General features: G+C 49.5%; 11 protein-coding genes. 2 read left to right on the forward strand and 9 right to left on the reverse strand.

Features of this window, described 5'->3' with window-relative positions; all coding sequences use genetic code 11:
- Positions 1-142: 142 nt before the first annotated feature.
- Positions 143-778 carry an NAD(P)-dependent oxidoreductase gene (locus tag ACWXW9_RS03330; RefSeq protein ID WP_494928272.1) on the forward strand — a complete coding sequence of 212 codons (636 nt, stop codon included), beginning with the start codon at positions 143-145 and terminating at the stop codon, positions 776-778.
- Between the two features lie 156 nt (positions 779-934).
- On the opposite strand, the gene ACWXW9_RS03335 is transcribed toward ACWXW9_RS03330, so the two are convergent.
- The 8 genes from ACWXW9_RS03335 to kduI form a co-directional block, all read right to left on the reverse strand.
- Positions 935-2,110 carry a cation:proton antiporter gene (locus tag ACWXW9_RS03335; RefSeq protein WP_494928273.1) on the reverse strand — a complete coding sequence of 392 codons (1,176 nt, stop codon included), beginning with the start codon at positions 2,108-2,110 and terminating at the stop codon, positions 935-937.
- Between the two features lie 273 nt (positions 2,111-2,383).
- Positions 2,384-2,971 (reverse strand): GNAT family N-acetyltransferase, encoded by a 588-nt coding sequence (locus tag ACWXW9_RS03340; RefSeq protein WP_494928274.1) that lies wholly within the window; start codon positions 2,969-2,971, stop codon positions 2,384-2,386.
- 49 nt (positions 2,972-3,020) lie between these two features.
- Positions 3,021-4,385 (reverse strand): MFS transporter, encoded by a 1,365-nt coding sequence (locus ACWXW9_RS03345; protein ID WP_494928275.1) that lies wholly within the window; start codon positions 4,383-4,385, stop codon positions 3,021-3,023.
- A 91-nt stretch (positions 4,386-4,476) separates the two neighbouring features.
- On the reverse strand, positions 4,477-5,628 hold the full coding sequence (locus ACWXW9_RS03350) for a winged helix-turn-helix domain-containing protein (RefSeq protein ID WP_494928276.1): 1,152 nt from the start codon (positions 5,626-5,628) through the stop codon (positions 4,477-4,479).
- The gene (locus tag ACWXW9_RS03355; protein ID WP_494928277.1) at positions 5,609-6,847 is read right to left on the reverse strand and encodes a CynX/NimT family MFS transporter; all 1,239 of its coding nucleotides are present in this window, start codon (positions 6,845-6,847) and stop codon (positions 5,609-5,611) included. Before ACWXW9_RS03355 ends, ACWXW9_RS03350 begins: the two co-directional genes overlap by 20 nt.
- Before the next feature lie 259 nt (positions 6,848-7,106).
- Positions 7,107-7,883: a 2-dehydro-3-deoxy-D-gluconate 5-dehydrogenase KduD gene (kduD, locus tag ACWXW9_RS03360; RefSeq protein WP_404519322.1), complete on the reverse strand. Its 777-nt coding sequence runs from the start codon at positions 7,881-7,883 to the stop codon at positions 7,107-7,109.
- A gap of 50 nt (positions 7,884-7,933) precedes the next feature.
- A complete protein-coding gene (locus ACWXW9_RS03365) occupies positions 7,934-8,578 on the reverse strand; it encodes a bifunctional 2-keto-4-hydroxyglutarate aldolase/2-keto-3-deoxy-6-phosphogluconate aldolase (RefSeq protein ID WP_431086121.1) in 645 nt (214 codons plus the stop codon).
- 75 nt (positions 8,579-8,653) lie between these two features.
- Complete coding sequence (kduI, locus tag ACWXW9_RS03370; RefSeq protein ID WP_494928278.1) at positions 8,654-9,484, reverse strand: 5-dehydro-4-deoxy-D-glucuronate isomerase; 831 nt, start codon at positions 9,482-9,484, stop codon at positions 8,654-8,656.
- A 340-nt stretch (positions 9,485-9,824) separates the two neighbouring features.
- On the opposite strand from kduI, the gene ACWXW9_RS03375 reads away from it, so the two are divergent.
- Positions 9,825-10,781 carry a sugar kinase gene (locus ACWXW9_RS03375; RefSeq protein ID WP_025683170.1) on the forward strand — a complete coding sequence of 319 codons (957 nt, stop codon included), beginning with the start codon at positions 9,825-9,827 and terminating at the stop codon, positions 10,779-10,781.
- A gap of 177 nt (positions 10,782-10,958) precedes the next feature.
- On the opposite strand, the gene ACWXW9_RS03380 is transcribed toward ACWXW9_RS03375, so the two are convergent.
- Positions 10,959-11,972 carry a LacI family DNA-binding transcriptional regulator gene (locus tag ACWXW9_RS03380; RefSeq protein ID WP_134912029.1) on the reverse strand — a complete coding sequence of 338 codons (1,014 nt, stop codon included), beginning with the start codon at positions 11,970-11,972 and terminating at the stop codon, positions 10,959-10,961.
- Positions 11,973-12,329: the final 357 nt, after the last annotated feature.

Consider the following 12,329-nt stretch of genomic DNA (forward strand, 5'->3'; position numbering starts at 1 on the left):
GGCTTTAGGATGCCCAACACAAGGGCTTGACTTTCATTATATTTTGTAACTATAATAGTTACATATCCAAGTTGGTGAATGAACAAGACAAACCTATGATCAAACTAATAATCTAAATACCATTTATAGGAGGTTATTCATTATGAAAATTGCAGTTATTGGTGCAGGTGGTAAAGCAGGAGGCAACATTGTTAAAGAGGCATTGGACAGAGGGCATGAAGTAACGGCGATCGTTCGCGACTCTGCCAAAGTAACAGACAGCCGTGCGACTGTGGTACAAAAAGACGTTTTCGATCTGAAAACAGACGATCTGAAAGGCTTTGATGTTGTCGTTAACGCTTTTGCCGCTCCACTCGGTCAAGAGCATCTGCATGTAGATGCAGGTAACGTTCTGATTGAAGCACTGCGTAATGTGTCCGGTACTCGCCTGATTGTTGTAGGCGGCGCAGGTAGCCTGTTCACAGATGAGTCCCAAACCTTGTTGGTAAAAGACACGCCCGGTTTCCCGGATTTCGTATACCCAACGGCTAATAATCAAGGAAAGAACCTGGAAATTTTGCGTGGAACCAGCGATCTGAACTGGACTTTCATTAGTCCTTCCGCTGAATTTGCTCTCGGCAAACGCACAGGCTCTTATAAAATTGGCAAAGATGTGCTGCAAGTCAATTCCAAAGGCACAAGCTATGTCAGCTATGAAGATTATGCGGTGGCTGTAATTGACGAAATCGAGAAACCACAGCATCTGAACCAACGCTTCACCGTGGTATCCGAGTCCTAATTCCTGCACTTAATCCGACATATACGTATGATAAAAAGACCCTTCGGTCATTTCCCATAGGACATGGAAAGTCCGGTTTTGCTACAAATCGGACTTTCCATACACACTGTGAGAATATGAACCCGATGGGTCTTTTAGATATGGCTAGTTATACTATCAGGCCTCAGCTTCCTTCTTCTGCTCACGGCCGGGAGACTTCTTATCGCTAAAGCATAGCTTGAGGATCGGAGGTGCAGCCAAAGTCGTCAGAATGACAGCAATAATGACGGATGTAAAATATTGCTGTGCCAGCAGACCCGTTTGCAGCCCGGTTGCTGCAATAATAAGCGCGACTTCGCCGCGAGATATCATACCGGAGCCAATCGCGAGCGAAGAACGGTTATTAAAGCCTGTCAGGCGTGCCCCGATTCCACCACCGATCAACTTCGTAACCATTGCAACCAGTGTCAAAGCAACGACAAATCCGATCTGCTGCCCTACTCCTTCGAAAGAAACATTTAATCCAATGCTGACAAAAAACACAGGGACAAAGATGGAATAAGCGATAGGCTCCACTTTTTCTTCTACGACATGCTTAAAGCTCGTTTGCGAAATGGCAATCCCGGCAGCGAAGGCTCCGATAATACCCGCCATACCCAACATATCTGCAAAATACGCAAACCCGAAGCAAATGATCAAAGCAGCGGTAATGGTAGCCTCTGTCACCTTGAGCGGAGCCAGTATTTTCATGATCCAGGGAACCACAAACCATCCTCCGAATATAGCGACGACAAAGAAAAGAAGCTTTTTGCCGACGAGTAGCCCCAGAGATGTTCCCCCTCCTACCCCGAATACACTCATCATCACTGCAAGCAGCACTACCACCAGCACATCATCCAGCACTGCCGCACCCAAAATCGTCGAGCCTTCCCGGGTGTTAAGCTTGTTCATATCCTTTAGCACCTGCACCGTAATGCTGACGGAAGTGGCGCTCAGGACAACACCGAGAAACCATCCTTCATGCACCGAAAATCCGAAGGCTTCCCCGACTCCAAAACCGCAGATCAACGGAAGAATAATCCCCCCAACCGCTACGGCTACCGCAGGTTTCCAGTTACGCCGAAGCTGATCCAGATCCGTCTCCAGCCCGGCAATGAACATCAGCAGCAGCACTCCGATTTCAGACATATCATGAATAAGTGTGTTGTTCTGAACCCACCCCAATACCGCCGGACCGAGTACAATACCAGCAATCAGCTTCCCTAGCACCGAAGGCTGACCGAGCCTTACCGACAGATCACCAGCCACTTTAGTAAACAGCAGAATCAGCAAAAGATACAATATAAATTGCATGGCTCATATACCTCCTTTAATCATCAAATGGTAGACATCTAGTATTGATAAAATGCTAAAACTTTGCGCAAAATATGTGCTGACGTGCCCTGAACACAACAAAAAAGGAACCTGTAATTACAGATCCCCTTAAAAAAAGACAAAGAGGAGCCTTGGTGACAGGCTCCTCCGGTAATTCATTGTCATTTTATGTTGTCATTCAGTAACCTACATAAATTCGCGCATATATGCCTTTATTATACCTTTTCATTAAACCGCTGTAAACGTTTTGAATCAGTTCTCTGCTTTTTCTACATAGAGGACACGGTATTCAGAGGACAGCATACTCATCAGAATGGAGTCATGGTATTGATGATTATAAAATAAAGCATCCCGTTGCACGCCTTCACGTTGGAAGCCTATTTTTTCATAGCAACGGATAGCCCGTTCATTAAAATCATACACGTTCAGCTCAATTCGATGCAGATTACAGATACCGAATCCGTAATCCAGCATTAGCACAAGCGCCTCAGTGCCGTAGCCTTTTCCCTGATTCTCCTGTTCATTAATGGCAATGCGGATGCTGGCACTGCGGTTCAGGCTGTCCATATCCTGAAGAGCAATGTCACCAATGATACGGTCATCTTCCTGAAGGGCAATGAGTAGCAGCAAGCTGGAGGTATCCTGCCCTTTGGATTCAATATAACGCCCAATTTGATCCTTGGTAAAGCTGCGCTGCGTACCCGTCATCCTCCTCACGTCCTGATCAAACAACGTATTATAGTACAGTTCGGTGTCCTCCACGTGAATCGGGCGCAGATACACCCGCGATCCCTCCAGTAACCGTGCCACAGACGTTGTGGACGAAGATTTTTGAGTCATAATCATCCTCCTATTCTAAAAATGTTAAGTTACAAAATTTGGAAACCAACTACTGTGCAGGGTCGGCATTTTTCACAGCAGAATTGTTGAAATCAGCAGGTGACTCGCGCCAAATGACGGATTGAAGCATGAGTCCGACTAAGCCCAAAGCCCCAATCGTCACCCCAATCCAAACAAAGGTAGTTCCTGCTCCAGCTATGCGAATCATTGCACCCCCGATAAGCGGTGAGACGACCATGATCGCTCCAGTCACAGTACTTTGGATACCGAACACGCGCCCCACCATATCGGCCGGTGTTCCGGCTTGCAATATGTAATTCTGGGTGATGATATACAGGCCGTTGCCCACGCCTAGCATGGCCCCAATCATAAGCAGTATGGGTAATCCTGTCCCCGGTTGCGCCCAGCCTAAAGCAGCAATAGCTCCGCCGATCAGCACACAACCTCCACCGAGCCCCCAGCCTGCGCTTATGCGATTCAAGCGATTAAGCACAAGCATGCATCCAACGGCGCCAGCGCCTATGGCTGAAACCAGCCAGCCGAGCAGCGATTCGTTACCCGGGGCTAGCACTCGCAGCAACGTCGGAAACTGGTAGTCAATCATGAGAATGGCGATCATGCCGAAAAGTCCGAACACAAGCGTATGCAAAAGCATCCGGCTGCGCCACAGAAACGCCCAGCCCTCGCGCCATTGGCTGAAAAAACGGGATGCGCCGACGCGTCCCTTCCGATGCTCGGCTTCATCAGCCTCAGCCTCGCTTGGCGAATCCAGCTTTCCTTGTTTCACAGCAGTAGTCGCATGCTGCTCTACGCTGTCAAGGGCGGGGCCGATTCCGCGTAGCGGCCACAGAACCAGGCCTGAGCACAGGCGCAGCAGCGCATTGAGGATAATGCAGGCTTGGGGCGACAGCACAGCCAAGGTCATGGCGCCCAATAATGGCCCTGCCACTTTGGAAGCCTGATTGACCAGCCCATTCAGCGAGGTCGCCTGAAACAGGTCGCCGCTGGCGACTACAGTGCGGGTCAAGCCCTGCTGTGAGGGCATTTGGAATACGCCAGCCGCCGCGCGCAAACCCAGCAGAGGCAACAGCCACGCCGGGCCCGGAACAGCGAGAATCGCCAGCGTCAGCAAGGCAATAGCTGCATCGCAGCCGATCATCAGCCGGGCCTTATGCACCCGGTCGGCTAACGTACCTGCGATAGAGCCGAGCAGCAGACCCGGTAGCGCCATCACTACCGGAATCAGCGCAATTAGCATGGGATCGGCTTCCCAGCGGTAAGCGACGAGCACCTGAATAGCGATGGCATCAAACCAATCGCCAAAGGAAGCAGCCGTGTGCGCCGCAAACATCCGCCGAAAACGGCCGTTGCGCCAAATGCTAGGCGTGGATTCTGATTCTTTCTTTTCCTTCATTTCTATTCACCCTGCTCTCATTTTCTGCATTAGTAGCAATAAGAACATTCTAGCGGGCCTATATCAGAGGAAAGTCAGACAGCGAAAAACATCAGATCGCAGAAAGGGCTCGCTCCAACCAAAGCCCCAGCGTCGCACCATGTAACGTTAAGCCATTGTCCCGATCAAGCCGTTCATATTGAGCCGTATATTTCTTTTCCAATGAAGGAAAGCCACCATAACGCTTCAAAAAACCGCAGATTTGACAGACCGCCTTGATTTTAAGCAACTCCTGTTTAGCCATATCAAGCGTATCCAGCCCCTCATCCAGTAGCCGCTCGGCCTCGTTCGCTCCCCCGGTAAGCAATAGCATGAATCCCTGCATCATCCGAAAACGTCCCAGCTCCCGCAAATATGGAGCCTCAGATAGCATCCCTTCGAATCGAACGGATAGTACCCTAGCCTCCTCCATACGGTTGGCGGTCAGATGCATGTACATCTCCATCAGCGCAACAGGCATCACAAATTTGTCCAGCTCATCCCGCTCCATCACTGCAAAAGCCAGCGGAAGTCTCTCCAGTGCGCGTTCAGGTTGTCCATTCTCCACATAAGCCTCCAGGATGTTGAGAATACGCAATTCCTGCTCCTGCTCGGCGGATAGTAATCCACTGGAAAGCGCCTGCTCACATAGAGCAAGCTTCTGATCCGTTACCCCTGCTGTACCTATATATAGCAGTAACATCCAGTACAGTCGATCTTTAGGTGTAAAGTCCTCCCGTTCCAAAAACCACAATATATCGGCCTGCACAAACCGGGTATACATCTGATAAAAAGGAGACAGTTCGAACCCCATCTGCTCCTGCTGAGCAGCCAGCGCCACGATGGAATTCCCCTGTCCCAGCAATTGGTATTTCCGTAACAGTCCGTGGACAGCGTCTTGTACCTCCTGATCGCGCAGGGACGGATGATTCTGTCGTTGCACGCCAGTAAGGGTCAAGCTGTAGCCATACCCCCGGACCGTATGAATACGAAGAGCATTCCATGGCTTGAGCTTTTTGCGCAATCTGTAGATATGATCATCCACCGTGCGCTCCACCGGATACTCCAGCGGCCACACACGATCCAGCAGTTGTTCCCGGGTGAACACCTGATTCCGGTTATCGTATAGGAAGCGCAGTAGCGCAAACTCTTTAGCCAACAACATAACACGATCTGCACTACAGATTACACTATAACCGTCTGCATCAAATTGCAGCCTGATCATCCACCTCGCCTCCGACATATCGTTTCTTGGCTGCACCCAGCCCTGTAAACATGAGCAAAACGCTCAGACACAAGAGTAGAAGCAGCGGAATTGTCCAGCCTTGTGTTGCATCATGTAAATAACCGAACAGCGTCGGCCCTGTCGCTGCTAGCAAATAACCAAAGGATTGCGCCATACCAGACAGCTCTGCTGCCTGCTGCGGTGTCCGCGTCCGCAAATTAAAGAACATCATCACCAACGGGAAAGCAAAACCACCCGCTATACCGATACAAATGACCCAAATCACACTCCACTGTGTAGCCCCAAGCAGAAATCCACCCAGACCGATAAAATACAGCGCAGCCATAATCAGAACCAATACCCGCTGATCCTTTACCCGAGCTGCCCAAATAGGCACAATAAAAGTAAACGGCATTTGCGAAAACTGCAGCACGGACAGCATCCATCCCGCAGTCTCTGAATCCATTCCCTGTCCAACCATCATCTCGGGAAACCATGCGGCAGGGACGTAGAACAGGGCAGATTGCAGCCCCATAAACAGCGTCACCTTCCAAGCCAAAGACGATGTATACACATTCACGGTTCGGGCAGACACTGCCGCTTTATTGGCCGTTTTGCGCGCCTTAAGAAGCTGGGGCACCCAGAGTAAAATACCTACGACACCCACAATTCCCCATATTCCCAAAGCACCGCGCCAGCCCAGACCTCCGTTCAGAGCCAGCGGTATACTCAGACCGGATGCTGTTGCAGCGACTACATTCATGGATACTGAATATACGCCGGTCATCAGTCCGCTGTTGCGAGGAAACTCCTCTTTGATCAAACTGGGCAGCAAAACATTACACACGGCAATAGCCAGTCCCAACATGGCTGTCCCAGCAAATAATGCGGTCACCCCCAGCGTTGAGCGCACCACAATACCTGCGGTCAACAGCAGCAAGGCTGCAAAAATAATAAGAGGCGACCCGAAGCGGCGCGACAGTTTGGCTACAAAAGGCGACAACAGGGCAAAAGCCAGCAGCGGTAATGTCGTTAATAGACCACTCAGTGTATTCGAAATATGCAAAGAATCCTTAATCAAACCGATAAGAGGTCCTACCGAGGTAATCGAGGCGCGCAGATTGGCACCTACCAAAATGATCCCTGCGGCAAGCACCCAAGGACCGGCATGCCACAAGGATTTGTATACCAAAGCTCGTTGGTGTTGCTGTGAACTCATCTCTCCATTCTCCAATCTATCTGTGTTATGCTCAAAGGCTCCAACCGAGTGTACGGCTGGAGCCTGAGCAATTTCTATCTCATTAAATTATAATGGCATTTATGCCATATGCATAGGACGTATAAGCGTAGCACTCCAAATCTTCAATTCAGCGTACAACCACAGCTACAGCCAAACATACAAAAGCTGCCCGAAAGGATGCTTTCCTTTTGAGGCAGCTTTCGGTCCATGATTTAGATGCATCCAGTGCCGCTTAACCTTAACGTACCAGCCAGCCGCCATCCACTGCCAAAATATGACCGTTCATGTAATCGGAGCCCTGACTTGCGAGGAAAACAACAACTCCCATCAAATCGGACGGATCTCCCCAGCGCCCCGCAGGAATACGCGACAAGATTTCCTGATTGCGGCTCTCATCCGCACGGATTGGAGCTGTGTTCGCCGTAGCAATATAACCAGGGGCAATCGCATTAATCTGAACGTTATGAACCGCCAGCTCGTTGGCAAACGCCTTGGTCAAGCCAGCCACTGCGTGCTTACTTGCTGTATACGGCGGAACGAACTTTCCACCCTGAAAAGCAAGCATGGAAGCAACATTGATAATTTTCCCGCTTTTTTGCTCAACCATCACCTTTGCTACTTCCTGACTCAGGTGATAAACAGCATTCAGGTTGATTTCCATCACCGCGTCCCAATCCTCATCTTTGTACTCCAGCAAAGGAGCGCGACGGATCGTACCTGCGTTGTTTACGAGAATATCGATTTTACCGAATGCCTTGACGCTTTCTTCTACAATCTTTGTAATAGATTCTCTTTGCGTCAGATCCGCCTCATGAAAGACAACCTTCACACCTGTAGGTTCGAGCAGACGTCTTGTTTCTTCATAATCATCATTGTTGGCTACAATGAACAGGTCAGCGCCCGCTTTGGCTAGAGCTACTGAATAGCCCTGACCCAAACCGCTGTTGCCTCCCGTTACAATCGCTGTTTTGCCTTTCAGGCTGAAAAAATCCAATGAAAAAGTATCCAGACCCATACTTACGCCTCCATCATATTTTAGTTTAAAATATATACCTCTAATGAATCCTACAGCGCTGCACGAACTTCCTTATATTTAGCTACATAACGCGCAGCGTTCTCTGTGATCAGATCGTAGCGGCCTTCCTTGGCCGGAGCCGTCAGGTTGCCCCCAATACCCACCGCGACACTTCCGTTGCGCAGCCATGTTTCCATATTATCCAGATCCACGCCGCCCGTTGGCATAATCTGCACATGAGGCATTGGCCCTCTGACTGCCTTAACAAAATCCGCACCCATTGCACTGCCGGGGAACAGCTTCACAACATCACTGCCCAGCTTCATCGCTTCCTTGATCTCATTCAACGTCATGCAACCTGGCATATAGGGAATCGCGTACAAATTACACAGTTTCGCCGTTTCTTCTTCAAAAGAAGGGCTCACCACGAACTCCGCTCCAGCCAAAATAGCAATTCTGGCTGTCAGCGCTTCTAGTACAGTTCCTGCACCAATCACTGCCCGGTCCTTAAATTCATCTCTCAATCTGCGAATCACCTGATCCGCATCCGGCGTGGTAAACGTAAGCTCAATATTGTCCAAACCGCCTTCAATACAGGCTTTGGACATTTGGTATGCTTCCTCCGCTGTGTTTCCCCGAATGACCGCAACAACCCCAACCGAAGTGATATGCTCCAAAACTTTCTTTTTCGTCATTTTCCTGATCCTTTCCACGATGAGATGGCTATGTTCCAGTAGCCGCTTGAAAGTACCCCGCTCCAATATGCCGGATTAACGCAACTCACTCATGGCTACCTGATCCATGTCTTTGTACGTTTTATTTTCACCAGCCATGCCCCAAATGAAGGTATAGCTGCCCGTAGCTGCCCCACAGTGGATCGACCAAGGTGGCGAAATAACCGCTTCATCGTTCTTCATCACCAGATGGCGCGTTTCGTTCGGCTCACCCATCAGGTGGAACATTCTGGCGTTCTCATCCAGCTCAAAGTAGAAATACACTTCCATACGACGGTCATGCACATGTGTCGGCATGGAGTTCCATACACTGCCGTTTTCCAGTGTCGTCATCCCCATAACCAGTTGACAGCTCTGAATGCCTTCATCATGGATAAAGCGGCGTAAGGTCCGGTTATTGGCGGTTTCCTGCGCGCCCAGACTTTCAGACGGCACATCGGCAAAAGACTGCTTCGTTGTCGGATACGTGGTATGAGCCAGCGCCGAGACAATATAAAATTTTGCAGGCTTCGAGCTGGAATCGCTTTCAAAGATCAACTCCTTGCCCCCTCTGCCTACGTAGAGACAGTCTTTCGTGTTCAGCTCATAGGTTTCACCGTCAACTTTTACAGTACCGCTACCGCCGACATTAAAAATGCCCAGCTCCCGGCGCTCCAAAAAGGTTTCCGCCTTGATTTGATCGCTGCCTTCCAACGCAACGGATTTATTCACGGGATAAATGCCCCCGATAATGACACGATCTTCATGCGTATAGACCAGCTTAACTTCCTCAGGCACAAACAGCTCCTGTATTAAATAGTGCTGACGCAGCTCTTCAGTCGTAAAATGCTTGGCATGTTCGGGATGAGTTGAATAACGCATTTCCATAAAAACATTCCTCCTGTTTAGATAAACTTTTTTATCAACGGAATCGTTATAAAAGCGGTTTCTAACTCTACTTCTTAGCTAGAATTGTAATTATTATCTAAGAGGGTGTCAACCCAAATCTTCACTATTCCTTGAAAAATCCTTAATATTCACGAACTTTCACACTCTTTTTACCTTTTGATAAACAAAATCATATTTTTTTATCTACATTATCCAAAAAGTTTTTAACAAATATATCAACTTCCTCATTGTGAAAAACCGATTTATGTGATAATTTCAATTTATTCAGTTGGTGCATACGCTTACAGATTTAGTTTACTAAACAAAGGAGGAATTTAGAATGACCGCAACATTGGATGCTGTTACCTTCGGAGAACCGATGGCCATGTTTTATGCCAATGAGGCAGGCTCTCTGGATGAGGTGCGTTCGTTCACCAAAGCGCTGGCCGGGGCGGAGACGAATGTTTCGGCCGGTTTGGCGCGGTTGGGACTGCGGGCGGGACTCGTGACCAAATTAGGCGAGGATGCATTCGGCAGGTTCATTGCCGGGGCGCTGCGTCAAGAGGGGATCGACACTCAGAACGTCATGTTTACCAAAAACCACTCCACCGGGATGCTGATTAAATCCAAAGTCACAAGCGGAGACCCGGAGGTCGAATATTTTCGCAGACACTCTGCCGCTTCCACATTAAGCATCGCCGATTTCAACGAGGCATACTTTGCCGGGGCACGCCATCTGCACTTTACAGGTATTTCTGTCGCCCTTTCCCCTGAGTGTCGTGACTTCGCCCGACATGCGCGGCAGTTTATGAAAAAGGCAGGGAAAACCGTATCCTTCGATCCGAACCTCAGACCCAAGTTATGGCCTGACACGCAAACGATGGTGGAGGCGATTAACGAGGCATCTGAGGGTTGCGACTGGCTTCTGCCGGGCATTCATGAAGGTAAAATATTGACAGGCTACACCTCACCAGAGGATATCGCTTCCTTCTACCTTGACCGTGGTACTTCGCTGGTCATCATCAAGCTGGGAACGGAAGGCGCGTATTATAAATCCGCCGATGCAGAAGGATATGTCAAACGTTTCCGCGTGGAACATGTCGTCGATACCGTCGGGGCGGGCGACGGCTTTGCCGCTGGCGTCATCAGCGCACTGCTGGAGGGCTTGCCCCTTGCCGAAGCGGTCAAACGCGGCAACGCCCTCGGCGCATTGGCTGTCATGTCAGCCGGAGACATGGACGGCTATCCGACACGAGCTGAGCTGGAGTCTTTTTTACTCAGCGCCAGCACGAATTAGGCTGGGTTTATTCCCCTGCCTTTTTCTTCACGGCCGGATTCGCAAGGATGAATCAGGAATCTTCGAAGATAACCTAAATAGCCCGTATTCACTTATGCGCAGCCTGATTAGTACGTACAGGCTTGGGACGCAGAAAGGAATACGGGCTACTTTTATAACGTGATGCCTGATGATGCTCTACAACGTTTTGACAGATTCGCCCCGATTTAAATCAGGTACAAAGCGATAAATGATCGGAACCGATTCGCCGCCCTCCTCGATGCTGGACAGCAACGTTTTTGCCGCCTGCTTTCCCATATCCGCAATCGGCTGCGTAATGGTCGTAATCGGCGGATTGTAAATATGGGCAAACTCCGCATCGTCAATTCCGATAATGGACAGCTCGGCCGGAATGCGTATACGTCGGGCATTCACATATTTCAGCACCTCTGCCAGCACGATATCGTTCCCGGCCAGCAGCGCAGTAGGCGACTCCGGCAACTGAAACAGCTCCTCCAGCGTCTGCTGGATATCCTCCTTCGGCACGCTGCGCATGTACTCTTCACGGAAAGGGAGGCCACGCTCCTCCAGCGCCTTTTTGTACCCGCTCAACCGCTCTACCCTCGGAGTAATCCGGTTCAGTCCAAGCGGCAGGGTAATCAGCGCGATCCGTTCATGCTTATGGGCCACCAGCTCCTGAATCGCCAGCTTGACCGCCATTTCGTTATCCAGCAGCAGACTGCGCGTGTTCACACCATCTACCAGACGATCCAAAAACACCAGCGGATACTTTTCACGGATGAGCTGGTTATAAATATCCGCATGCTTGCCTGTCGGGAAAATAATCAAGCCGTCCACCTGACGGGCCTTGAGCATCTCAATATACTGGCTCTCCTTGTCCGGATTTTCGTCAGCGTTACAGATGATTACCTGAATGCCAAAACGCTGCAATTCCTCCTCAATAGCCCGAATGGACTGGATCGACAGCGTGTAATCAATGTTGGCTACAATGACACCCACCATAAACGTCCGGTTCTGCTTCAAGCTGCGAGCCAGTCCGTTAGGTTGATAATTTAGTTCTTGAATGACCTCGGAAATCCGGTCTCTGGTCTGGTCACTCATGTATTTATATCGTTTGTTCAGAAACTGCGAGACTGTGCTTTTAGACACTCCCGCCTTCTGGGCAACATCTTCAATCGTCGGTTTCTTCATGGATACGCTCCTTGTCCTTCATGTACTGCATGCACTGCATTAGTGCAACAAAAGTATATCTTTTTTTTAGTAAATTTACCATACTTCTATTTATGAATACCATGATTATATAGTCTGAACTTAAAAGTTACCTATCGTGCCACTGCGCAGACGGATGGTGCTTCCCATCGCCACCGCCCCCGGATTTCTGGAATTAAGCCTATGATCAGAGTAGAAATCCGGGGATGTGATGCTTCCGAAGCGAGCTTTCCTACGGAAAGCTTATAAAGCGACCGCTTCGCTTGTACAGCACCATTCCGCCTACTCCGTTTTCCATGTACATTTTTTAGATCAGCTTATAAAACTACTATTTACTCT

The organism is Paenibacillus sp. LT-B23 (assembly GCF_059417685.1).